General features: G+C 72.6%; 23 protein-coding genes. 10 read left to right on the forward strand and 13 right to left on the reverse strand.

Annotated elements, in window-relative coordinates:
* Positions 1-12 precede the first annotated feature (12 nt).
* Entirely contained in the window at positions 13-690 is a 678-nt protein-coding gene (locus FIP57_RS09230) for a VOC family protein (protein WP_148573242.1), read from the reverse strand.
* Between the two features lie 93 nt (positions 691-783).
* A complete protein-coding gene (locus tag FIP57_RS09235; protein ID WP_148573243.1) occupies positions 784-2,094 on the reverse strand; it encodes an outer membrane protein assembly factor BamB family protein in 1,311 nt (436 codons plus the stop codon).
* Positions 2,095-2,170: 76 nt separating this feature from the next.
* On the opposite strand from FIP57_RS09235, the gene FIP57_RS09240 reads away from it, so the two are divergent.
* From FIP57_RS09240 to egtC, 3 genes are read left to right on the forward strand one after another with little or no spacing between them, the layout of a single operon-like run.
* Positions 2,171-2,440: a hypothetical protein gene (locus tag FIP57_RS09240; protein WP_148573244.1), complete on the forward strand. Its 270-nt coding sequence runs from the start codon at positions 2,171-2,173 to the stop codon at positions 2,438-2,440.
* 37 nt (positions 2,441-2,477) lie between these two features.
* On the forward strand, positions 2,478-3,011 hold the full coding sequence (locus FIP57_RS09245) for a glutathione peroxidase (protein WP_148573245.1): 534 nt from the start codon (positions 2,478-2,480) through the stop codon (positions 3,009-3,011).
* 6 nt (positions 3,012-3,017) lie between these two features.
* Positions 3,018-3,755, forward strand: a complete 738-nt coding sequence (gene egtC, locus FIP57_RS09250; RefSeq protein ID WP_148573246.1) for an ergothioneine biosynthesis protein EgtC — start codon at positions 3,018-3,020, stop codon at positions 3,753-3,755.
* Positions 3,756-3,776: 21 nt separating this feature from the next.
* Here egtC and FIP57_RS09255 read toward each other — a convergent pair whose 3' ends face one another.
* The 7 genes from FIP57_RS09255 to FIP57_RS09285 form a co-directional block, all read right to left on the reverse strand.
* The gene (locus FIP57_RS09255; RefSeq protein WP_148573247.1) at positions 3,777-4,535 is read right to left on the reverse strand and encodes an ABC transporter permease subunit; all 759 of its coding nucleotides are present in this window, start codon (positions 4,533-4,535) and stop codon (positions 3,777-3,779) included.
* On the reverse strand, positions 4,532-5,458 hold the full coding sequence (locus tag FIP57_RS09260) for an ABC transporter ATP-binding protein (RefSeq protein WP_148573248.1): 927 nt from the start codon (positions 5,456-5,458) through the stop codon (positions 4,532-4,534). Before FIP57_RS09260 ends, FIP57_RS09255 begins: the two co-directional genes overlap by 4 nt.
* Complete coding sequence (locus FIP57_RS09265) at positions 5,455-6,348, reverse strand: ABC transporter permease (protein ID WP_148573249.1); 894 nt, start codon at positions 6,346-6,348, stop codon at positions 5,455-5,457. The genes FIP57_RS09260 and FIP57_RS09265 overlap by 4 nt, the downstream gene beginning before the upstream one ends.
* A complete protein-coding gene (locus tag FIP57_RS09270) occupies positions 6,345-7,250 on the reverse strand; it encodes an ABC transporter ATP-binding protein (RefSeq protein ID WP_238993373.1) in 906 nt (301 codons plus the stop codon). Before FIP57_RS09270 ends, FIP57_RS09265 begins: the two co-directional genes overlap by 4 nt.
* Before the next feature lie 90 nt (positions 7,251-7,340).
* On the reverse strand, positions 7,341-8,912 hold the full coding sequence (locus FIP57_RS09275) for an FMN-binding glutamate synthase family protein (protein WP_148573251.1): 1,572 nt from the start codon (positions 8,910-8,912) through the stop codon (positions 7,341-7,343).
* A 123-nt stretch (positions 8,913-9,035) separates the two neighbouring features.
* On the reverse strand, positions 9,036-11,048 hold the full coding sequence (locus FIP57_RS09280) for a M13 family metallopeptidase (protein WP_148573252.1): 2,013 nt from the start codon (positions 11,046-11,048) through the stop codon (positions 9,036-9,038).
* A 129-nt stretch (positions 11,049-11,177) separates the two neighbouring features.
* A complete protein-coding gene (locus FIP57_RS09285) occupies positions 11,178-12,131 on the reverse strand; it encodes a GNAT family N-acetyltransferase (protein ID WP_148573253.1) in 954 nt (317 codons plus the stop codon).
* A gap of 74 nt (positions 12,132-12,205) precedes the next feature.
* Between FIP57_RS09285 and FIP57_RS09290 the strand changes: the two genes are divergently transcribed.
* The 3 genes from FIP57_RS09290 (at position 12,206) to FIP57_RS09300 (ending at position 14,931) form a co-directional block, all read left to right on the forward strand.
* Positions 12,206-12,541, forward strand: coding sequence for a GNAT family N-acetyltransferase (locus tag FIP57_RS09290; protein ID WP_148573254.1), 336 nt, complete (start codon positions 12,206-12,208; stop codon positions 12,539-12,541).
* A gap of 70 nt (positions 12,542-12,611) precedes the next feature.
* Positions 12,612-14,348 (forward strand): N-acyl-D-amino-acid deacylase family protein, encoded by a 1,737-nt coding sequence (locus FIP57_RS09295; protein WP_148573255.1) that lies wholly within the window; start codon positions 12,612-12,614, stop codon positions 14,346-14,348.
* 19 nt (positions 14,349-14,367) lie between these two features.
* The gene (locus FIP57_RS09300; RefSeq protein ID WP_148573256.1) at positions 14,368-14,931 is read left to right on the forward strand and encodes an orotate phosphoribosyltransferase; all 564 of its coding nucleotides are present in this window, start codon (positions 14,368-14,370) and stop codon (positions 14,929-14,931) included.
* 319 nt (positions 14,932-15,250) lie between these two features.
* Here the strand turns inward: FIP57_RS09300 and FIP57_RS09305 are convergent, their stop codons facing one another.
* The 3 genes from FIP57_RS09305 to FIP57_RS09310 are packed head-to-tail and all read right to left on the reverse strand — an operon-like array spanning position 15,251 to position 17,738.
* A complete protein-coding gene (locus FIP57_RS09305) occupies positions 15,251-16,216 on the reverse strand; it encodes an NADPH:quinone oxidoreductase family protein (RefSeq protein WP_148573257.1) in 966 nt (321 codons plus the stop codon).
* Positions 16,217-16,246: 30 nt separating this feature from the next.
* Positions 16,247-16,408 (reverse strand): hypothetical protein, encoded by a 162-nt coding sequence (locus FIP57_RS23190; RefSeq protein WP_162529737.1) that lies wholly within the window; start codon positions 16,406-16,408, stop codon positions 16,247-16,249.
* 31 nt (positions 16,409-16,439) lie between these two features.
* Positions 16,440-17,738, reverse strand: a complete 1,299-nt coding sequence (locus FIP57_RS09310; protein WP_148573258.1) for a M15 family metallopeptidase — start codon at positions 17,736-17,738, stop codon at positions 16,440-16,442.
* A 126-nt stretch (positions 17,739-17,864) separates the two neighbouring features.
* Here FIP57_RS09310 and lepB point away from each other — a divergent pair, with 126 nt between their 5' ends.
* The 3 genes from lepB (at position 17,865) to FIP57_RS09325 (ending at position 20,904) form a co-directional block, all read left to right on the forward strand.
* Entirely contained in the window at positions 17,865-18,551 is a 687-nt protein-coding gene (gene lepB, locus FIP57_RS09315) for a signal peptidase I (protein WP_148573259.1), read from the forward strand.
* Positions 18,552-18,608: 57 nt separating this feature from the next.
* Entirely contained in the window at positions 18,609-20,132 is a 1,524-nt protein-coding gene (locus tag FIP57_RS09320; RefSeq protein ID WP_148574116.1) for a molybdopterin-dependent oxidoreductase, read from the forward strand.
* Between the two features lie 139 nt (positions 20,133-20,271).
* Positions 20,272-20,904 (forward strand): fasciclin domain-containing protein, encoded by a 633-nt coding sequence (locus tag FIP57_RS09325; protein WP_338039901.1) that lies wholly within the window; start codon positions 20,272-20,274, stop codon positions 20,902-20,904.
* A gap of 7 nt (positions 20,905-20,911) precedes the next feature.
* Here the strand turns inward: FIP57_RS09325 and FIP57_RS09330 are convergent, their stop codons facing one another.
* Complete coding sequence (locus tag FIP57_RS09330) at positions 20,912-21,850, reverse strand: LysR family transcriptional regulator (RefSeq protein WP_203231144.1); 939 nt, start codon at positions 21,848-21,850, stop codon at positions 20,912-20,914.
* A gap of 30 nt (positions 21,851-21,880) precedes the next feature.
* On the opposite strand from FIP57_RS09330, the gene gabT reads away from it, so the two are divergent.
* A complete protein-coding gene (gabT, locus tag FIP57_RS09335; RefSeq protein ID WP_148573261.1) occupies positions 21,881-23,245 on the forward strand; it encodes a 4-aminobutyrate--2-oxoglutarate transaminase in 1,365 nt (454 codons plus the stop codon).
* The last annotated feature ends 81 nt before the right edge of the window (positions 23,246-23,326 follow it).

Here is a 23,326-nt window from a genome sequence, read left to right on the forward strand (position 1 = left end):
TCCGGCGGTCCCTCAGGCTTCCGGCGCGAAGACGCAGAACTCGTTGCCGTGGGGATCGGCCATCACCGTCCACGAGATCGTCTCGTCGGGTTCGCGGAGGACGGTCGCACCCTTGGCGGTGAGAGCGGCGGCGTCGCCGTCGACGTCGAAGTGGATCCGGTTCTTCACCGTCTTGGGCTCCGGGACCGGGACGAAGTCGATCGTCTCGAAGGGGAGCCCCGGGACCTCCTCGATGTAGGCGAACTCCTCCTCCTCGTGCAGCTCCGCACCGAGCACCTCGGCCCACCACCGCGCGAGCGCCTTCGGGTCCTGGTCGGTCGCGATGATCAGCTCGAACATGCCGTGCGGCTTCTCCGGCGACCCGGGCGTCTCGAAGACGCAGAGCTCGCCGCCCTCGGGGTCCTTCATGACCGTCCAGGAGAAGCTCTCCGCGTCGACGACCGTGGCCCCCAGCGCCTCGACGTCCTTCACGCTCGCGGCGCGGACGTCGACGTGGGCCCGCTGCTTCACCGTCACCGGCTCCGGGACCCGCGCGTGCCACACCGTGTGCTGCTCGGTCGGGCCGACGAGCCTGACCAGGCCGTCCCCGCGGGATTCCGGCTCGAGGCGGAGCAGGGCGCCCCAGAACCGACCCATCCGGTCGGGGTCCACCGCGTCGATGGAGAGGTCCTTGTAGGTCGCGATCGCCATGGCCCATTCCTACACGGGGCTCCCGACAGAACGTGGCAGCGACCGCCCCCGTCCACAGGCCCCCGGATGCCGCCCGGAACGGTCCGCCCGTCCTCAGTTGCCGCGCAGCACCAGCAGCGCCTCGTCGGTCCGTACGACGAGGTGGTCCCCGACCGGGAGCAGCTGCTCGACGGCGACGTCGCTGTCACGCCGTTCGACCTCGCCCGACACCGGGTCGACGAGCAGCACACCGTTGGGCGAGGGAAGCGCGAGGGAGGAGCCGAGCACGACCGCACCACCGAAGGAGCGCCGCGGCTGCTGCCCGACCGTGGGCGCGGCCGACGACCGCACGGTCCACGCCGGGTCACCGGTCGCGGCGTCGAACGCCCGGAGCTGCGGGCCGCCCCGGGGGTCGGCGCCGTGGACCAGCACCAGCGAGCCGGAGAGCGAGGCCGACCAGAGACCGCGGCCGAGCCCCACCGACCACCGTTGCTCGCCGTCCGCGTCCAGGGCGACGAGCCGGTCCTCCGACGCACGTCCGGCCCCGGTCGAGGCCAGCACCAGCAGCTGGTCGTCCACCACCCCGACGACGTCGGCCGCGGTCGACGTCGGGTCCTCGGGGAACGTCCACCCGCGCTCGCCGTCCGCCAGCGACCAGGTCGTCACCGTGGGGCCGGCGATCCCACCGGCCACCGCCATCTCCGAGCGGCGGACCGGGTCCTGGCCGAGCCGCCCCACGACGACCGAGGAGCCGAAGACGTCGACCGATCCGGCCTCCGTCACCTCGGGCAGCGACCGCTCCCACTCCACCGAGCCGGCCGGGTCGACCCGCGCCAGCCGGACCGGCGAGGCCGGCGGAGCCACGGCCACGACGACGTCGGTGGCTGCCTGGTCGGTCAGCAGCGTCGCGGCCTCGCCCCCGGCGACGGGGAGCTCGACGCAGGACGAGACCTCGCCCGAGTCGGGCGCGAAGGAGACCAGGGTCGGCGACGACCCGCCGACCAGCGTCACGAACCGGTCGCCCACCAGCCCGCCGCCCGCGGCGTCGCCACCGAACGAACGCCCCCACCGGACCTCGCCGTCGGGAAGGGCCACCAGCCGCACGGATCGCGAGGCGGCCAGCGCCAGGTCGCCGCCGACGGGCACGAGCGACGGCACCCCGGAGTCGAAGAACCGGCCGGCGACCACGGTGCCGAGGCCGAGCCCGTCGACCGCGTCGAGCACCGGCTGCCGTTCGTCGCCGACGGAGCCGGAAGGAGCGAGCTCCGCGACCGGCACCAGCTCGGTCGACGTGCCGGTCGGCTCGCTGACCTCGACGCCGCACGAAGGGCCGCCCAGCGCCCTGCCGACGACGACCGCGCCGGCGCCCACCAGGGCGAGGACGACGAGCCCGGCGACCAGGAGCCACCGCCGGTCGACGCGCATGCGGGAGACCCTAGAGGGCGGTCGGGTCGACGACCCCGACCTGGTTGCTGCACCGCTTCGAACGTACCATCGAATGATGGCGGGCGGGATGGGCGGACGCGGCGCACCGCTGCACGCCCGGATCGCCCGCGCGGTGCCGACCCCGGCGCTCGCGTGCCCGGCCCGGCACTGCTGGGTGACCGCGCCGGCGGACGGCGGTGACCCGAGGCCAGGGCTGCTGCTGGAGTGGCGCAAGGACGTGCACGGCCAGTGGGAGGGCCGGGTCGTGTACGCAGCCGAGCTCCGCGCCGGCCGGTGGTCGAGCGTGGAGGAGTGGGTCTCCGCCGACCTGTTGAAGGACGGTTGAGCGGGATCCGCCCGGGGGCTGGATAGCCTTCGAGGCCATGGACCTCCTCTCGCACCCGATCGCCCGCCTCGACGGCACGCCGTCCACCCTCGGCGAGATCATCGGCGGCCGGCCCGCCCTCCTCGTCAACGTCGCCTCGAAGTGCGGGCTGACCCCGCAGTACGAAGCGCTCGAGGCGGTGCACGAGAAGTACGCCCCCCGCGGGTTCACCGTCGTGGGGATCCCGTGCAACCAGTTCATGGGCCAGGAGCCGGGGTCCGCCGACGAGATCGCCGAGTTCTGCTCCTCGACGTACGGCGTGACCTTCCCGATGACCGAGAAGATCGACGTGAACGGCGAGAACCGGCACCCGGTCTACGCCGAGCTCTGCCTCGTCCCGGTCACCGGCGGCGAGCCCGGCGACATCTCCTGGAACTTCGAGAAGTTCGTCCTCGACGCCGATGGCAAGCCGTTCGCCCGGTTCGGGCCGCGCACGGTGCCCGACGACCCGAAGGTGATCGAGGCGATCGAGTACGTCCTCGACAAGCGCGGCGACCGCCAGCCGACCGAGCACCGGCCCACCGAGGGCTGAGCACCCGTGGGCTCCCGGCACCTCGCGTACGTCGGTGAGCCCCGCACGCTCCAGTCGCTCCTGCTCGACCCGCCGCACTCGCTGGCGGCGCAGTCGTGGTCGCCACGCACGCAGCTGCACGGGGTGGTGAACGCCGACGGGTTCGGCGCCGGGTGGTACGCCCTCGGCCGTGACGAGCCGGTCCGGTACCGCCGCGCGCAGCCGATCTGGACCGACGCCTCGTTCGCGTCGCTCGCCCCGACGATCGCCAGCGGCTGCATCCTCGGCGCCGTCCGCTCGGACACCACCGCGTTCGCGCACGACGAGTCGGTGGTCGCGCCGTACACGCAGGGTCGCTGGTTGTTCAGCCACAACGGCGGCGTCGCCGACTGGCACCGGGCGCGCCGCACCCTCTACGACCGGACGCTCGACATCCCCGAGGCGGCGGCCCCGACCGACTCGGCGCTGATGTTCGGGCTGGCGGCGTCGCGCTGGACGGCCGGCACGCCGCTCGGGAAGGCGCTGGTCGAGGTGATCCGCGAGGTCGAGGTGGTCGGCGGCGGGCGGCTCAACATGCTGGCGGTCGACGGGCGGAGCATCGCGGGCACGACGTACGGCGAGCGGCTGTGGGTCCTGGAGAAGGACACCGGGATCAGCGTGGCCTCGGAGCCGTACGACGACGACCCGGACTGGCAGGAGGTCCCCGAGGGGGTGCTGGTCGAGGGCAACGAGCACGGGCTGACGCTCACCCCGCTCGAGCTCTGAGCGGCCGCCGGACGACCCCGGTCAGACCTCCGCGCCGAGCCGGAGCCGCCGGAGCCGCAGCCCGGCGTAGACCGTCGAGCCGACCGCGACGACGACGAGCAGCACCCACCCGGTCGCGGGGCCGACCGCGGCGGACAGCTCGAGCCGCTCGGCGTCGTCCCCGAACACCCCGACGACCGTCGCCAGCGACCACTGCTGCGCGCTGAGGTTCTGCACGCCGGGCACGAACTGGCCGACCACCGACTCCCACACCAGCGCGTAGATCAGCCCCACCACGACGGCGTGCCGGGTCACTACGGCGAGGAGCAGGAACAGCGCGCAGTACGCGAGCCCGCCGGACAGCGCCCCGACGGTGAACCCCGCGGTGACCAGGTCGAGCTCGCCGGTGAGCACCAGCCCGGACGCCGCGACGGGCAGCACGCCCAGGAGCAGCACCACCGCGACCGCGACCCCGAGCTTGGTGAGCACGATCGTGAACCGGTCGATCGGCTTCGTGAGCAGGTAGACGATCGACCCCTCGTCGATCTCCGGGCCGATCACGCCCGTCCCCGCGATCAGCCCGAGCAGCGGCATCAGGACCCCGAGGCCGAAGCCGGCGAGCAGGTCGACCGCCAGCGCGTCGGACACCTCGGCGTCGCCGCCCTCCAGCGCGGCGAGCGCCCGCGCCAGCGCGCAGAGCGCGAGCAGCGCGACCGGGAGGAGGAGCAGGACGAGGGCGCGGCGGCGGCCGAGGACGGAGTGCCAGGTCAGCCGGGCGACGGTCGGGTCCCAGGGGCTCATCGCGCCACCAGGTAGCCGAAGACGCTCTCCAGGGACTCGTCGGTCGGCAGCACCTCGTGCAGCCGGATCCCCTGGGTGGAGGCGAGCACGGGCAGAGCGTGGACGAACGCCGAGAAGTCGGTGGCCTGCACGACGACCGCGGTGGTGCCGTCGCGGCCGGTCACCAGCTCGACGGCGGAGACGCACGGCTCGGCCATCACGGCGGCGGCGAGGCGGCGGTCGTCCGCGGAGCGGATCCGGTACTGGTGCGGGCGCTGCGTCATCAGCCGACGGATCTCGCGGAAGTCGCCCGACGCGGCATGCCGGCCGGCCACCATCACCTCGATCCGGGTCGCCACCTGCTCGACCTCCTCGAGGATGTGCGAGCTGAAGAGGATCGTCCGGCCCTGGTCGCCGAGGGTGGTGAGCAGCTCCATCATGTGCAGCCGCTGCCGCGGGTCCATCCCGTTGAACGGCTCGTCGAGGAGCAGGACCTCGGGGTCGTGCACGAGCGCGCTGGCCATCTTGACGCGCTGCCGCATCCCCTTGGAGTACGTGCGGATCGGCCGGTCCTGCGCGTCGACCATCTCCACGGTCTCCAGCGACCGGCGTGCCGCCGCGGCCGGGTCGGGCAACCGGTGGAGCCGGGCGTTGGCGAGCACGAAGGTCCAGCCGGTGAGCCCGTCGTACAGCTCCTCCCGCTCGGGGACCAGCCCGAGCCGGCGGTAGACCTGCTCGTCGCCCCACACCGCCCGGCCGTCGAGCTCGACGGTCCCCGACGACGGCGCGAGGAACCCGGACATCAGGTTGATCAGCGTGGACTTCCCCGCCCCGTTGGGGCCGAGCAGCCCGGTGACCCCGGGGCCGATCTCCATCGTGACGTCGTTGACCGCGACGACGTTGCCGAACCAGCGGGAGGTCTCGTGGATCCGCACGGTCGTCATCCGATCCCCACCTTGCGGAAGCGGCGGACCAGCAGCGCGTAGCAGCCGGCGACGACCAGCACGACGAGCAGCGGGTAGAGCACGCCGAGCCCCTCGTCGAGCCCGGGCGCCCGGATCGAGGCGTCGTCCGCGCCGAGCACCCCGAGGGTGCCGTCGACCAGGGCGAAGGGCGAGAGCAGCCCGCCGAGGTCGGCCAGCGTCGAGGCGCCGAACTCCTCGGCGAGCGCGGTCACCGTCGCCTGCAACCCGGAGAGCACGAGCAGCACCGTCACGATCGCGGCGACCCCGAGCCCGCGGCGGGGCGTGAGCGCGGCGATGAGCAGCCCGATGCCGGCGAGCACGAGTGCGTGGAGCGCGGCGCCGCCCATGGCCGTGAGGTACGCCGTCACCTGCTCGCGCCACGGGAGCTCGGCGAGGAGCGCACCGACCACGAGGATCGTCAGCGGGAGCGCGATGAGGACGAAGAGCGCGACGGCCATCCCGGCGTACCTGGCCCGGACGTACTGGGTCCGGCTGAGCGGGCGGGAGAAGTACAGCGGCGCCACCCGGAACCGCAGGTCCTTCGAGATCACCGCCGGCGCCTGCGAGCCGACGAAGACCGCGAGGGCCACCTGCACCGAGAAGGGGTACGACGGGTAGCCGCCCGGGACCTCGTCGACCAGCGGGACCACCGAGATCACGATGCAGATGATCAGCGCCGGGAGGCACGTCGAGGCGAGCAGGAGCAACGGCATCACCTTCGAGCGGGCCGACCGGCCCCACCCGAACGCCGCCCGCACCGTCTCGGTGAACAGCGCCCGCTCGATCTGGCGCGTGGTGAGCCGCGGCCCGTCGTAGTGGCGGTAGCCGATGTCGTGGATGACCGTGCCGGCCCTGGTCTGCTCGGTCATGGCGCGCCCACCGGCTCCTCGAAGAGCTCGGTCATCCGGTGGCGCTGCCGCTCCAGCCGGACCAGCCCGAGCCCGAGCCGGGCGACTGCGTCGCGCACGGTGTCGAGCGCAGCGTCGTCCTCGACCCGGACCAGCAGCGTGGCGCCGTCGGCCCGGAGCGTGAGCCCCGCCTCGACCAGCACCGGCAGGAGCGCGCCGACGTCGCCGTCGACCTCGACCGCGACGACCGGGGTCTCCTGGGTCACCGCCGCCAGCGTCGACTGGCGCAGCAGCCGGCCGCCGTCGATCACCACCAGCCCGTCGCAGACCCGCTCGAGCTCGCCGAGCAGGTGGGAGGTGACGAGGACCGAGATGCCGAACTCCGTGCTCGCGCGACGGACCAGCTCGAGCATGTCGTCGCGGCCGGCAGGGTCGAGCCCGTTGGTCGGCTCGTCGAGGAGCACCAGCTGCGGGTCGTGGACGATCGCCTGGGCGAGCTTGACCCGCTGGCGCATGCCGGTGGAGTAGCCACCCATGGGGCGGTACCGCTCCTCGTAGAGCCCGACGTGGCGCAACGTGTCCGCGGTCCGTTCACGCGCGGCGGCGGCCGGGAGCCCCGACATCCGCCCCATGTGGACGACGAACTCGGTGGCCGACATGTCCGGCGGCAGGCAGTCGTGCTCGGGCATGTAGCCGACCCGGCCGCGGATCTCCGGGCCGTCGGTGGTGACGTCGAGCCCCAGGACGCGCGCCTCGCCGGCGGTCGGCTCGAGGAGCCCGAGGAGGATCTTGAGGACCGTGGACTTGCCGGCGCCGTTCGCGCCTACCAGCCCGGTGATGCCGGCGCCGACCTCGACGTCGAGCTCCTCGACGGCGGTGACCGCGCCGAAGCGCTTGGTCAGCCCGCGGGTCTCGATCAGCACGATGTCACCCTAGGTCGTCCGGCCCCGCGCTCCCGGGTGCCGATCGGGGAGATTCCGTGCAGGTGCTGTGGAGGAGGCCGGCGAGGCGTCTCAGCCCTGGGCGTGCGTGGACGGCGGCGCGGTCTCGGGCTCCGCGGAGTCGCCGACCAGCGCGAGGAGCTCATCGGTGAGCTGCGGGCCGAGCCCGCCCCACCCGGGTTCGTAGCCGACGAGCTTCCGCAGCGGCACCGATTCGCGCTGCGCGAAGAGGATCTCGATGTCGTCGGCGTCGACCATCGCGGGGTGCGGGACCCCGCAGGCCTCGGAGACCTTGAGCAGGTCGCGGCGGAGCGTGCGGACGTAGTTGGCCGCCCGCACGGACTTCAGCTGCGGGTCGAGCCCGTGGGCCAGCCAGGGGTTCTGGGTCGCGACGCCGGTCGGGCACTCGTCGGTGTGGCACTTCTGCGCCTGGATGCAGCCGATCGCGAGCATCGCCTCGCGGGCCACGTTGAGCATGTCGCAGCCGAGCGCCATCGCGGTGATCGCGTTGTCGGGGAGGCCGAGCTTGCCGGCGCCGATGAACGTGACCCGGTCGGCGATGCCGGCGCGGGCGAAGAGCGAGTACACCCGCGGGAACCCCATCCGGAAGGGCAGGTCGACGGAGTCGCTGAAGATCAGCGGCGCGGCGCCCGTACCTCCCTCGCCGCCGTCGATCGTCACGAAGTCGACCCCGCGCTCCCCCGGCTCCATGTGCGCGACGAGCGTCTCCCAGAAGGCCATGTCGCCGACGGCCGACTTGATCCCGACCGGCAGCCCGGTCTCGCTGGCGATGAGCTCGATCCAGTCGAGCATGCTGTCGACGTCGCTGAACTCGGCGTGGCGCGACGGGCTCACGCAGTCCTCGCCGACCGGGATGCCGCGGATCTCGGCGATCTCCGGGGTCACCTTCGCCCCGGGCAGCAGCCCGCCCAGCCCAGGCTTGGCACCCTGGGAGAGCTTGACCTCGATCGCCCGCACCGGGGCGGACTCGCACTTCTCCTTGAGCCGGGCGAGGTCGAAGCGGCCTTTCTCGTCCCGGCAGCCGAAGTAGCCGGTGCCGATCTGCAGCACCAGGTCGCCGCCGTTGCGGTGGTACGACGCCAGCCCGCCCTCGCCGGTGTTGTGCATGCACCCGGCCAGCGCCGCGCCCTTGTTGAGCGCCTCGACCGCGTTCCCGGAGAGCGAGCCGTAGCTCATCGCCGAGATGTTCACCATCGACGGCGGCCGGAACGCCTTCGCGCGCCCCCGCGCCCGGCCGAGCACCTTCGCCGACGGGATCGGGCTGTCAACGTCGGAGTAGTGGTGGGTCGAGGGGCCGAAGTCCGCGAACGTGCGGTGCTTGATGATCGTGTGGCCCTCGGTGTGCTCGACGTCGTTGTCGGTGCCGAACCCGAAGTAGTTGTTCTCGAGCTTGGAGCTGGCGTAGACCCACCGGCGCTGGTCCCGGCTGAACGGCCGCTCGTCGTCGTTGCCGGCCACCACGTACTGGCGCAGCTCCGGGCCGATCGTCTCCAGCCAGTAGCGGAAGTGGCCGACCACCGGGAAGTTCCGCAGGATCGCGTGCTGCCTCTGCGTCAGGTCACGGGCGGCGACGCCGGCGACCGCGGCGACGGGGGCGAGCTTGAGGGCGCGGGACCACTTCATGCCGGGCTTCTACCCAACGCCGCCCCCACCGAGTCGTCGCATCTTCACGCGGGTTCACGCGTCTCCATGCAGAACGGGGAGCCCGTGGTGCACCAGGTGCGTCACGGGCTCCCCGATCCCGGCTCACCAGATCCGGACGCGGTCCTCGGGGTCGAGCCAGAGCCCGTCGCCGGGGCGGGTGCCGAAGGCCTCGTGGAACTCGTCGAGGTTGCGCACGATGTTCGCCCGGAACTCCGGCGGGCTGTGCGGGTCGACGGTCAGCAGCTGCTGGGCGAGCTCGTCGCGCTGCTTGGTGCGCCAGACGTACGCCCAGTTCATGAAGAGCCGCTGCGACCCGGTGAGCCCGTCGCGCTCCGGCGTCTTGGCCGGCGTCTCCCCCGGCTCCTCGGTCGACCCGGTGGTGATGCCGAGGCTGATGAGGTACGCCTTGTGGCCGATCGTCAGGCCGCCGAGGTCGCCGATGTTCTCGCCCACCGTCAGCTGGCCGTTGACCTTCTCGCCCGGGAGCTCACGCGGGCTGAACCCGTCGTACTGCTGGACGAGCTTGTCGGCCCGCTCCTTGAAAGCCGCCTTGTCCGCGGGGGTCCACCACTCGTTGAGGTTGCCGAGCTCGTCGTACTCCGAGCCCTGGTCGTCGAAGCCGTGGCCGATCTCGTGGCCGATGACCGCGCCGATGCCGCCGTAGTTCTCGGCCGGGTCGGCCTCGGCGTCGAAGAACGGCCGCTGCAGGATCCCCGCGGGGAAGCAGATCTCGTTGGTGCCGGGGTTGTAGTAGGCGTTCACCGTCTGCGGGAGCATGAACCACTCGTCGCGGTCGACCGGGGAACCGATCTTCGCCAGCTGCCGGTCGTGCTCGTAGACCGCGGCGGCCTTGGCGTTGTGCCAGAGGTCGTCGGGTCGGACGTCGATCGAGGAGTAGTCGCGGAACTTCTCCGGGTAGCCGATCTTCGGGCGGAACGTCTCCAGCTTGCGGAACGCCCGCTGCTTGGTCTCGTCGGTCATCCAGTCGAGCGCGGTGATGCTCTGCCGGTACGCCTCGATCAGGTTCGCCACCAGCTCGTCCATCGCGGCCTTGCTGGTCGGCGGGAAGTGGCGCTCGACGTACAGCTGCCCGACGGCCTCGCCGACGCACCCCTCGACGAACGCGACGCCGCGCTTCCAGCGGGCGCGGAGCTCCGGGGTCCCCGAGAGGGTGCGGCCGTAGAAGTCGAAGTTGGTCTCGACGAACGGGCTCGAGAGGTACGGCGCGGCCGCGCGCACGATCTTGACCGCGGCCCAGGCCTTCCAGTCGTCGATGACGACCTCGTCGACCACGGTCGAGAGGTGCTCGAAGAACGAGGGCTGGCGGACGACGACCTCGGCGAAGGTCTGCTCGTCGGCGCCGAGCGCGTCGGCGTACTGCTGCCAGGCGAGGGCCGGCGCGATCTGCTGGAGCTCGGCCCAGGTGCGGAGGTTGTACCCCTTGAGGACGTCGCGGGTCTCGGCGCGCTCCCAGTGGCCCTCGGCGAGCCGGGTCTCGAGCGCCATGACGCGCTCGGCCATCTCCTTCGCCGTATCGAACCCGGCGAGGGCGAGCATCCGCTCGAGGTAGCCGACGTAGGCCTCGCGGATCGCGGCGAACTTCTCCTCGCGGTAGTACGACTCGTCGGGGAGGCCGGTGCCGCCCTGGACCAGGTTGACCAGGTAGCGGTCGGAGTTGCGGTCGTCGGTGTCGACGTAGGAGCGGAAGAAGCCGCCGCCACCGCGCCGCTCGAAGGCGCCGATGAACGAGGCGAGCCCGGCGTGGTCGGTGACCGCCGCCAGCGCCGCGAGGTCCTCCTGGATCGGCTCCGCGCCGAGGGCCTCGATGCGCTCCTCGTCCATGAACGAGGTCCACAGGTCACCGATCTGCTGGACCGGGGTGCCCTTCTCGGCCTTGGTGCCGGTCGAGCCCGTCGAGACCGCCGCGCACTCCTCGATGATCGCCCGGACCTGCTTCTCCGCCTCCTCCGCGATCAGCGCGAACGCCCCGTAGGTCGAGCGGTCGGACGGGATCTCCGTCTCAGCCAGCCAGGTGCCGTTCACGTGGCCGAAGAGGTCGTCCTGGGGCCGGACCGAGTGGTCCATCCCCGCTCGTGCGTCGTCCAGGATCGTCATGGCGGCGAGCCTAACGCGGGTGCGGTTTCCCATGGTGCCCTGGGAAACCGGCCCTCCCCACAGGTTGCAGTCGATGGGGAGCACCAGTTCCTCGTGGGGAGCTCGGCGCCGGCGTCCGGGCACGGACCTTCAGAGCCGGGTCGCCCGGTGCACCCAGGTCGAGGTGACCTCCATGCCGACCTTCTCGTAGAGCCCGAGCGCGCCGGTGCGACTGTCGGTGGCGAGCTCGGAGCGGATCGCGCCGTGCTCGCGAGCTCCCCGGAACGCGTCGGCGAGGAGAGCGCGCGCGAGCCCGAGCCCCCTCTGGTCCCGTCGTACGGCGAGGGAGTGCACGTAGCCGACCGGGCCGGTCAGCGCGGCGTCCTCCGGGGCGGCCATCTGGAGGTAGCAGCCGCCCACGGCCGCGCCGTCGGGGTCGACCAGCACCCGCAGGTTCCACGGCTCGAACCCCGGCCGCTGCACGCTGACCGCGAGGAACTCCTCGAACGAGCGCCGCTCGCGCTCCGACCACTCGAGGAAGGCGTCCTCGATGACCGAGAACACCGCGCGCCGGTCCTCCTCGGACTCGGCGGTGCGGATCTCGTAACCGGCCGGCAGCGGCTGGGCCAGGATCTCCTTGCCCTCGGGGAGCTGGAGCACCCAGGAGGTCCAACGGACGAACCAGCCGAGCGAGGCGAGCAGCCGGTCGCCCGGCGACCCCTCCGGCACCGGCATCCCGACCACCTCCGAGCCGCGGCTCCGGGCCAGCTCGACGAGCCACTGGTTGAGCGCGGTGCCGATCCCCCGCCCGTGGTAGGCGGGATCGACGGCCGCGTCCCCGCGGTAGGGGTCGGTGAGCTCGACGTAGGCGACCAGCTTCTCCGCACCATGTTCCACGTGGAACACGCCCATCGTGCTCGCCTCGACGTCGAAGCCGGGGCGCTGCCAGTCGCCGATGATGTCGGCCTCCTCGATCTCCACCGACCCGAGGTCGTGGAGCTGCTCCGCGGCCATCACCCGGGTCACCTCGGCGGTGTCGGCGAGCGTGAGCGGGCGGGCGGTCAGGCCGGCGGGCAGGGTCGGGAGGGCGGGGGTCACCGTCATGCGCGAAGTGAACCCTGCGGCCAGCCCCGCCGGCCAGCGCTTTACCTCCACCACCCACCGGGCAGGGTGGAGTCATGGCGAAGACACCGGTGGAGATCAGGCACGACCGCGAGGCGCACCGCGTCGAGGCGGTCCTCGAGGACGGCCGGGTGGCCGGGTTCGCGGAGTACCGCCCCCGCACCGGGACCGTCCACTCCTTCACCCACACCGAGGTCGGCGACGAGTTCGAGGGGCAGGGCATCGGCAGCCAGCTCGCCCGCGGCGTCGTCCAGACCGCGCGGGACGAGGGGTTCCGGATCCTGCCGTCGTGCTCGTTCCTCCGCGGCTACCTGCGCGGCCACGAGGAGCTCCAGGACGTCCTCGCGCCGGGCGCTCGGCTCGAGCCGGACGCGGAACAGCCCGCCGGCTGACCCCTTCGCGTGACCCCGGCGTGGCCGCGATCGTCTTGACACCACTGGTACGAGCCACCTTGATACGTCCATGACCTTCGACGTGGTGGTGCAGGGCGGGCTGTGGTTCGACGGCACGGGTGCGGCGCCCGCCGTACGCGACCTCGGGATCGAGGACGGCCGCGTCGTCGCGATCTCGCCGACGGCGTTGCCGACCGAGGGCGCCCGGGTGGTCGACGCAGCCGGCTGCTGGGTGACGCCGGGGATGGTCGACATCCACACCCATTACGACATCGAGGTGCTCGAGGGGCCGGCGCTCCCTGAGTCGCTCCGCCACGGGGTGACGACCATCCTCATGGGCTCGTGCTCGCTGTCGACGATCCACGTCGACCCGACCACGGCGGGTGACCTCTTCGGCCGGGTGGAGGCGCTGCCGCGGCGCCCGGTCATCGAGGCCCTCGAGCGGGCGAAGAGCTGGAGCAGCGCCGCGGAGTACGTCGAGGCACTGGAGGCCCTGCCCCTCGGCCCGAACATCTCGGCGTTCGTCGGCCACTCCGACATGCGCGCCGCGGTGATGGGGCTCGACCGGGCCACCCGGCGCGACGTACGACCCAGCGAGCGCGAGATCGTCGCGATGCAGGCGATGCTCGGCGAGGCGCTGGACGCCGGGTTCGTCGGGATGTCCGCGCAGGAGCTGACCTTCGACAAGCTCGACGGCGAGATCGCCAGGTCCCGCACGCTGCCGTCGACGTACGCCACCGGACGCGAGCGGCGCCGGCTCAACCGGATGCTCCGCGAGCGCGGCGGCGTCCTCCAGGGCGGCCCGGACATCACCTCGGTCGCCAGCATCGCGCGGATGTGCACCGGCACGCTCCCGCGTGGTGGCGGCGCCCTGAAGACCAGCCTGCTCTCGGCGGCCGACATCAAGGCGAACCCGCTGCTGGTCAACATCATGGGTCCGATCGCGCGGACGATGAACGCGCTCGGCGGCGACTTCCGGTGGCAGCACCTGCCGGTGCCGTTCGAGGTGTACGCCGACGGCATCGACCTCGTGATCTTCGAGGAGCTCGGCTCCGGGGCCGCCGCGCTGCACCTCGCCGACCAGGTGGAACGCAACGCGCTGCTGCAGGACGAGGAGTACCGCCGCTGGTTCCGCAAGGACTACGACTCCCGGTTCGGGATGCGGGTCTGGCACCGGGACTTCTTCGACGCCGACATCGTGGAGTGCCCCGACGGGACGGTGATCGGGAAGACGTTCGGCCAGGTCGGGGTCGACCGGGGCGGGATCCACCCGGTCGACGCGTTCCTCGACCTCGTCGTCGAGCACGGCACGAAGCTCCGCTGGCGGACGACGATCTCGAACCACCGGCCGAAGGTGCTCGAGAAGCTCGGCCGGAACCCCGGCGTGCAGATCGGCTTCTCCGACGCCGGCGCGCACCTGCGGAACATGTCGTTCTACAACTTCGGGTTGCGGTTCCTCCGCCGCGTGCACGACGCCGCGAAGGCGGGGCGGCCGTTCATGTCGCTCGAGCACGCGGTGCACCGGCTGACCGGCGAGCTCGGCGAGTGGTACGGCCTCGACGCCGGCTTCCTCCGCCTCGGCGACCGCGCCGACCTCGTGGTCATCGACCCTGCGGGGCTGGACGACTCGCTGGACTCCTACCACGAGTCGCCGGTGCCGCAGTTCGAGCAGCTGCCCCGGATGGTGAACCGCAACGACGCCGCCGTCCGCTCGGTGCTCGTCGGCGGGGAGCAGGTCTTCGCCGACGGGCAGCTCGGGGAGACGGTCGGGCAGCGGCGCACGGGACGGTTCCTCCGCGCCGGCTGAGCATTTGTAGGGTCGCCCCGTGACCAACGCGCGCGAGGAAGCCGTCCGGCTCGTCAGGGAGAAGGGGTACGAGCGGCGCGAGGAGCCGTTCAAGCTCGCCAGCGGGGCGCTCAGCCATGACTACGTCGACGGGAAGTACGCCGTCGAGGACGGCCCGTCCCTGGCCGTCGTGTCCCGGGCGATCGTCGAGATGCTCCGCGAGGAGGGGATCACCTTCACCGCGGTCGGCGGGTTGACGATGGGCGCGGACGCGTTCGCCGTCGGCGTGGCGATCGAGTCGGGGGCGAAGTGGTTCTCGGTCCGCAAGGAGCCCAAGGAGCGCGGCCGCGAGCAGGGCGTCGAGGGCGCGCGGCTCACCGCCGACGACACCGTGCTCCTCGTCGACGACGTGATCACCACGGGCGGCTCGACGAAGAAGGCCTACGACCGGGTCGTCGCCATCGGCGCCACCGTCGTCTGCGTGACCCCCTTCGTCGACCGCGGCGACACCGGCCGGGAGCTGTTCGAGGGGCTCGGCGTGACGTACCGCCCCCTCATGACCTACCGCGACCTCGGCATCGACCCCGTCGTCCCTCCCGCCTGACGCTCATCCCGTCGAGCCGCCCCTCGTGGCGCGTCGGGAGCGTGTCGAGCCGCCCTTCGTGGCGCCCGAGCACGTTGAGCCGCCCTTCGTGGTGGCGGCCGGGTAGGGGTGGGCGGCAGGCGTGGATGGGACTGCCCCCCGGAGCGACGAAGGACCGCAGGGGTGGTTGCCCGCACCGCGACCCCGGACGGCCGACGACCGCCGCCAGCGGCGGCTCCCCTCACCACGAAGGGCGGCTCAACACCCACGACCCGCGCCACGAGGGACGGCTCAACACCAGACCCCTCACCACGAAGGGCGGCTCAACACACCAGACCGGTCAGAAGACGACGACCGACTTGCCGAGGGTCTTGCGGGCGTCCATGTCGGCGAGCACCGCGGTGATCTCGTCGACCGGCCGGACGGAGCCCAGCGGCGGGTTCACCGCTCCGGACTCGATCATCGGCACGAGCCGGTCCCACTGGGCGCGCATGAACCCGGGCCGGACCATGGCGTACGCACCCCAACCCACGCCCCGCACGTCGATGTTGTTGAGCAGCAGCCGGTTGACCTTGACCTGCGGGATCGACCCGCCGGTGAACCCGATGACGAGCAGTCGGCCCAGCGGTCCCAGGCACCGCAGGTAGTCGGTCATCGCGTCCCCACCGACCACGTCGACGACGACGTCGACGCCCTTGCCGCCGGTCAGCTCCTTGACGGCGTCGCGGAACCCGTCGACGAGCACCGTCTCGTCGGCGCCGGCCTCCTTCGCGACGGCCGCCTTCTCCTCGGTCGAGACGACGCCGACGACCCGGGCGCCCATCCCCTTCGCGACCTGGATCGAGGCGGTGCCGACCCCGCCGGCGGCGCCGTTGACCAGCACCGTGTCACCGGGCTGCACGCCGGCCCGGGTGCCGAGGGCGAACTCCGCGGTCAGGTAGTTCATCGGCAGCGCCGCACCCTGCTCGAACGACGTCGAGGACGGGAGCGGAAAGACCGAGTCCTGGTGGACGGCGACGAGCTCCGCGCCCCCGCCGTACGGCAGGACGCACGCGACGTGGTCGCCGGAGGAGAAGCCGGAGCCTTCCGGCGCGGACCGGACGGTCCCGGCGAAGTCGACGCCGAGCTGGAACGGGAGCGCGGGCTTGAGCTGGTACTCCCCCTTGGTCTGCAGCAGGTCCGGCCAGCTGACGCCCAAGGCCCGGACCTCGACGAGCACGTCCTCGGGGCCGGGGGTGGGCTCCGGGGCGTCGGCGACGGAGACGGCGGCGGGGCCGTCGAGGGCGGTGACCTGGACCGAGCGCATGGGGGGAGTATGCCGACCGGGTCCGACAGGTCAGCCGGCGGCGTTCCTCAGCAGCCAGCCGTCGATCCCGTCGCGCGGCTCGTCCGGTGGCGGGTCGGCGTCGGCGGAGCTGATCGTCCGCTCGAGGTCGACGGGCTCGGGGAGCCGGCGGTAGGCGTCGGGGTCGAGCGGTTGCGGCGTCCGGTGGCCCATGCTCGGACGGTACGCCGGAACGGGCCGGCCGTCACCCGGGCCGGACCACCGAGCTCATCTCGAAGTGCATGGGGTCGGTGTAGTTCCAGTCGCCACCCCAGTCCATCCCCCACTTCTTCATGATGGTGACGACGCCCCGGTCGATCTCGCCGACGGTGCCGCGGAGGTTGCCGGGGACGTTGATGTCGACGGCGATCCCCCAGCTGTGCAGCGAGAGGCCGTTCGACGGGTCGCGCCCGATGTAGCGGGGGTAGTAGCAGCCGGCGTACTCGTCGGGGTTGATCTCGTCGGCGAGCCCGCTCGCGACGATCTCCTGGAGCGCGGCGCGGAGCTGCGGGAGGTACGCCTTGTTGCAGGTCACGGTGCCGAGGATCGGGACCTCCTCGGTGCGGATGTACTCCTCCACCCACGCCGGGTCCGGGTTGATCGTCCCGTCGGGGCCGTTGGTGTAGGAGAAGGTGCCGACCGCGTCGGAGACGTTGGTGCCGATCAGCACCGCGCTCTGCAGCCCGGTGTCGAGCTCGAGCGCGAGCGCCTGGAAGGTCGCGGAGCCACCGATGACCCGCTTGAACTGCTTCTCGAACTTCGACGGCACGTAGGTGCCGGTGCTCACCAGCAGCGCGTTGTGGTGCGGGATGCCGAGCTGCTCGCCACGCTTGTCGTTCACCAGCGCGTGGAAGGCGGGGGCGCTCTTGTCGATCGTGAGCCGCCGGTCGACCAGCGGGGCGTAGGCGCCGACGTGCAGCTCCGGGGTGTCCTCGGTGACGCCGAGGGTGATCATGTCGCCCTCCGACACCACCTTCTTGGGGGTGTCGATGTCGAGCGCCGCCTCGCCGCCGGCGAGCCGCTCCCACACGAAGTCGGCGGTGCGCGACTCGTTCGGGGTGAACCGGCGGAACTCGCCGGGGTCGACGGCCGCCACCGTCAGCGTCTTGCCGTTGACCGGAGCCACCCCGACCGAGATCGGGAGCGCCGCCTCGACGATCCGCTTGCCGCGCGACTCCAGCGACCGCACCCGCTCGACGACCTCGTCGGGGAGCGTCCCCTTCTGGCTGACGATGAGCACGTCGGCGGTGAGGGCCGACCCCTCCTCCGGGTCGGGCGGCTCGACGGCGTACTCCGACGACGACGGGCTCACCTCCCCGCTGTCGTCCGGCGCGGGCGTCTCCACCGGGCTGCCGTTGGTCTCCTGCACCTCCGTCGTCGGCTGGTCCGAGCAGCCGGCGACCAGCGCCGCGGCCACGAGGGCAGCACCGAGCCCGGCGGCGGCCCGCGTGCGCCGCCCCCTTCCGGTCGCGGGGCGCAGGACGCGGCCCCGACGTCGTGGCATCCGTCGGTCTCCCAGGTGTGCGGCTCCGGGGTGAGCCGTCCGACCCGCATTGTCCCCCGGGACCCCACCCTCATGCACGGGCGCGAACGGCCCCGACCGCGCCCGCCCCGTGGATAGGCTCCGGCCATGACGCGATGGTCCGGCGCCAGGCGCACCCCACCGGGCCGCACGAAGCGCCGCATCCCCGGCTGGCTCGAGATCCTGCTCCTCGCCGCCGTGGCGCTGGTCGTCTCGATCGTCGTGAAGACCTTCTTCGTGCAGATGTTCTTCGTGCCGTCGGCGTCCATGGAGCCGCTGTTCGTCACCGACGACCGGATCCTGGTGCAGAAGGTGAGCTACTGGTCCGGTGACGTGGAGCGCGGCGACGTCGTGGTCTTCGAGGATCCCGGCGGCTGGCTGGAGCCGCAGCCCGAGCTCAACGGGGTCCAGCAGCTGCTGTCGACGATCGGTCTCTACCCCACCGGCGGCCACCTGGTGAAGCGGGTCGTCGGGGTGGGTGGCGACCACGTCGTCTGCTGCGACGCCGAGGGGCGGGTGACGGTGAACGACGTGCCGCTGGAGGAGGACTACCTCGCGGACGGGAAGCGGCAGCGCACCTTCGACGTCACCGTGCCGGAGGGCCGACTCTGGGTGATGGGCGACAACCGCGCGAACAGCGAGGACTCCCGCTACCACCAGAACCTCCCCGGCGAGGGGTCGATCCCCCGGGACAACGTCGTCGGCAAGGTCTGGGCGGTGGTGTGGCCGTTCGACCGGCTCGACGTCCTCGACCGGCCGGAGACCTACGAGCAGGTGCTGGACCCACCCGGCTGACCCGCTGACCATGCGCTCCTGACCAAGCGCGGACATCCGGTGCTGCGAACCCCCGGCATGGCTGCTCCCCCGTCCCGCGCCCTCGGCGCCCTCACCGGTCTCCTCTCGGCAGCGGCGGGAGTGGCCGCGAGCGAGGCGACCGCCGCGCTGCTGACCGGCGTGAGCAGCCCGGTCGTCGCGGTCGGCAACCGCGCGGTCGACCTGACGCCGCGGCCGGTGAAGGAGTGGGCGGTCGACACCTTCGGTGCCGCGGACAAGCCGCTGCTGCTGGCCGGGATCGCGGTCGTCGTCGCGCTGGTCGCGGCGGCCGCGGGCGCCGTGGGGGTACGACGGCCGCGGCTCGCCGCCGGGGTGTTCCTGCTCCTCAGCGTCGTCGCCGGGTCGGTCGCCGTGACGGACCGGGCGGCGGACGCAGGGGTCGGGCCACGGCTGCTCCCGGTCGCGGCCCTCGCCGCCGTCGCGGTCGGGGCGCTGCTGGTGCTGCTGCGGTCGCTGCGCCCCGCCGCCCGGACCCGGTCCGACCGGCGCACCTTCCTGCTCGCCGCAGCCGCGGTCGCCGGGGTCGCCGCCGCCGGCACCCTCCTCGCCCGTCGGTACGGCGAGCTCGCCGCCGCGGCCTCCCGGGCGGGAGTCCGGCTCCCCCGTCCGGGCTCCCCCGCGCCACCCGTCCCCGCGGGAACCGCGCTCGACGTCGTGGGCATCTCGCCGTACCTCACCCCGAACGACGACTTCTACCGCGTCGACACCGCGCTGCGGGTCCCGGACGTGCCCGTCGAGGGGTGGCGGCTGCGGCTCCGCGGCATGGTCGAGCGGGAGCTGGAGCTCTCCTACGCCGACCTCCTCGACCGCGGGCTGGTGGAGCGACGGATCACCCTGACCTGTGTCTCGAACCCGGTCGGCGGCGAGCTCGCCGGCAACGCCACCTGGCTCGGCGTCCCCATGCACGTGCTCCTGGAGGAGGCCGGGGTGCGTCCGGGCGCCGACGCCGTGCGCTCCCTCAGCGCCGACGGGTTCACCGCCGGCACCCCGCTCTCCGTTCTGGCCGACCCGGACCGAGGGGCGCTGGTCGCCGTCGGCATGAACGGCGAGCCGCTGCCCCTGGAGCACGGCTTCCCCGCCCGGATGGTGACGCCGGGGCTCTACGGCTACGTCTCGGCGACCAAGTGGCTGGTGGAGCTCGAGGTGAGCAGGTTCGCCGACTTCGACGCGTACTGGACCACCCGTGGCTACGCGGAGGAGGCGCCGATCAAGGTCGCGAGCCGGATCGACGTGCCCGGCTCCTTCGCCGGCCTGCGGCCGGGGCGCACGCCGGTCGCGGGGGTCGCGTGGTCGCAGGGGCGGGGCATCGACCGCGTCGAGGTCCGGGTCGACGAGGGCCCCTGGGAGGCGGCGGAGCTCGCAGCCGAGGACGGTGTGGACACCTGGCGGCAGTGGGTCTGGTGGTGGGACGCGGCCCCGGGCAACCACACCCTCGAGGTGCGTGCGACCGACCGCACGGGCACCACCCAGACGTCCCGGCGTGCGCCCATCGCGCCCGACGGCGCCACCGGCTGGCACAGCGTCACCCTGACGGTGGGCTGACAAGAAGTCTGTGATCCCACCAATCCGACGCCGGGCCCCCTGCGAATCCCAAGGCAGACAAGGGAAAACCCCCGCACCCACCCGAAGGGACTGCATTTCCATGCGCCGTTACAAGAAATTCGCCGCCAGTGTGGCTGCGGTGTCCACCGTGGCCATGCTCGCCGCCTGTGGTGACGACTCCGAGCCCAGCGCCGGCAGCTCGTCCGAGTCGACCGACATGGCCAGCGAGGCACCCAGCGAGTCGCCCAGCGAGGAGATGGAGACGGGCATGGACCCGGCTGCGAACCTGGTGGGCCCCGGCTGCGCGGACTACGCCGAGCAGGTCCCCGAGGGTGCCGGCTCGGTGGAGGGGATGGCGCAGGACCCGGTCGCCGTGGCGGCCTCCAACAACCCGCTCCTCAAGACCCTGACCGCCGCGGTCTCCGGTGCGCTGAACCCCGACGTGAACCTCGTCGACACCCTCAACGGCGACGAGTTCACCGTCTTCGCGCCGGTGGACGACGCCTTCGCGGCGGTCCCGAAGAAGACCGTGAACCAGCTCTCGAAGGACGCCGACCTGCTCACCACCGTGCTGACCTACCACGTGGTGCCCGGCCAGATCGCCCCGAGCGACCTCGCCGGCATGCAGGAGACCGTCCAGGGCGAGCCGGTCGAGGTGACCGGCTCCGGGGACGAGCTCATGGTCAACGGCGCCAACGTCATCTGCGGCGGCGTCCAGACCGCCAACGCGACCGTCTACCTCGTCGACGGCGTGCTGATGCCTCCCATGTGACGGGTGCTCACGCTGCACCCCCGTGGCCCCGGTCGTCGACCGGGGCCACGGCTGCGTCCGGGTACCTCGCCTCGCAGAACGAGTTGAGCCTCCGAGCGACGTCCTCCACCACCCGGACGGCGTGGTGGTCGGCCCGCCACGCCGCGTAGAGCCGGACCACGACGAGCCCGTCGCCGCTCTCGACCGCGACCGGCACGAGCCCGAACCGGGGGTCGTCGGAGACCAGCGCGACCCCGCGTCCGGCCGCCGCCACCGCCTGCGCCACCTCGGGGGTGCCCACCTCGGTGGTGGCGCCGAGCCGCACCCCGGCCGCCTGGATCGCGGTGTCCAGAGCCTGCCGGGAGTGCTGCTCGGGGCCGAGGAGCAGCAGCGGCTCCTCCGCGAGCTCCTCCAGCCTCACCGAGGTCCGGTCGGCCCACCGGTGCCCGGGGCGGACGTAGGCCCACACGGGCAACGACGCCAGCGGGAGCGACGCGAGGTGGTCGGGCGGCGGGACCGTGCCGACCGCGAGGTCCGCACCGGTCTCCACCGACGGGTAGATCTGCGCCGGGAGCCGCTCCTCCACCGTCGGCATCGGGTCGGTCGGCCCCCAGGTCGCCAGGAACGGCGCGATCACGTCGGTGAGCGTCGTACCGGGACAGCTGATCGTCATCGTGGTCAACGCGCCGGTGCGCAGGGCCGCGGCCGCGCTGGCGGCGATGTCGGCGCGGGCGACCAGCTCTCGCGCGATCGGCAGGAAGTGGCGCCCCGCCGAGGTGAGCGCCAGCCGCCCCTCGCCACGGGTGAAGAGGGTCAGCCCGAGCCGCCGCTCGAGCTCGCGCAGCTGGCGGGAGAGCGACGGCTGCGCGACGTGCACCACGCGGGCGGCAGCGGTCACGCTCCCCGCGTCGACGACGGCGAGGAAGTAGCGGAGCAGCCGCAGCTCGATGACATACCTCCGAGGCATGGGAGGGGGAACAAACAGGTATTGGACAGTATGGCTCCTCGGGCGTTCGATGAGCGGGTGAGCATCGACCAGAACCGCCGCCTCGTCACCTCGCTCCCGGGCCCCCGTTCCCAGGAGCTCCACGCGCGCAAGAACGCCGCCGTCTCCTCCGGGGTCGGCGTCGGGCTCCCGGCGTACATCGAGAAGGCCGGCGGCGGCATCCTCGTCGACGTCGACGGCAACCACCTCATCGACTTCGGCTCCGGCATCGCCGTGACCACCGTCGGCAACGCCGCCCCCGCGGTCGTCGCCAACGTGCAGGAGCAGGTCGCCGACCTCACCCACACCTGCTTCATGGTGACGCCCTACGAGGAGTACGTCGCCGTAGCCGAGGCGCTCGCCGAGCTCACCCCCGGCGACCACGAGAAGCGCAGCGCGCTGTTCAACTCCGGCGCCGAGGCCGTCGAGAACGCGATCAAGATCGCCCGCACCTACACCGGCCGGGACGCGGTCGTCGCGTTCGACCACGCCTACCACGGCCGGACGAACCTCACGATGGCGTTGACCGCCAAGAGCATGCCGTACAAGCACGGCTTCGGGCCGTTCTCGCCCGAGGTCTACCGCGCGCCGATGGCCTACCCGCTGCGCTGGCCGACCGGCGCCGACCGCTGCGGCGACGAGGCGTTCCAGGCGTTCGTCGACATGGTCCACACCCAGGTCGGCGAGACGAACTGCGCCGCGGTCATCATCGAGCCGATCCAGGGCGAGGGCGGGTTCATCGTGCCGCCGCAGGGGTGGCTGAGCCGCATCGCCGACTTCTGCCGCGAGCACGGCATCGTCCTCATCGCCGACGAGATCCAGACCGGCTTCTGCCGCACCGGCGACTGGTTCGCCTGCGACCACGAGGGCGTCGTCCCCGACCTGATCACCACCGCCAAGGGGATCGCCGGCGGGCTGCCGCTCGCCGCGGTCACCGGCCGCGCCGAGATCATGGACTCCGTCCACAGCGGCGGGCTCGGCGGCACCTACGGCGGCAACCCGGTCGCCTGCGCCGCCGCCCTCGGCGCCATCGCGACGATGAAGGAGACCGACGCCTGCGCCCGCGCCAAGCAGATCGAGGCGCTGTTCGTGCCCCGGCTCGAGGCGCTGCGCAGCAAGTACGACGTGGTGGCCGACGTCCGCGGCCGCGGCGCGATGCTCGCGATCGAGCTCACCGCCGGCGCCGGCGACCTGACGCCGAACCCGAAGGCGACCGCCGCGATCAACGCCTACTGCCACAGCCAGGGGCTGGTCACGCTGACCGCCGGCACGTTCGGCAACGTCTTCCGGTTCCTCCCGCCGCTGTCCTCGCCGGACCACCTGCTGACCGAGGGGCTGGACATCATCGACGAGGCGTTCGCCTCCGTCCTCGGCTGACCAACTCCCCGACGTCGGCATGCCGACCGGGCCCGGTGGGCACGGTCGGCACGACCTCCCCTCCCCACGAGCAAGGCTGGA

It is taken from the genome of Nocardioides caldifontis, assembly GCF_008087345.1.
In the GTDB taxonomy this organism is placed as follows: domain Bacteria; phylum Actinomycetota; class Actinomycetes; order Propionibacteriales; family Nocardioidaceae; genus Marmoricola_A; species Marmoricola_A caldifontis.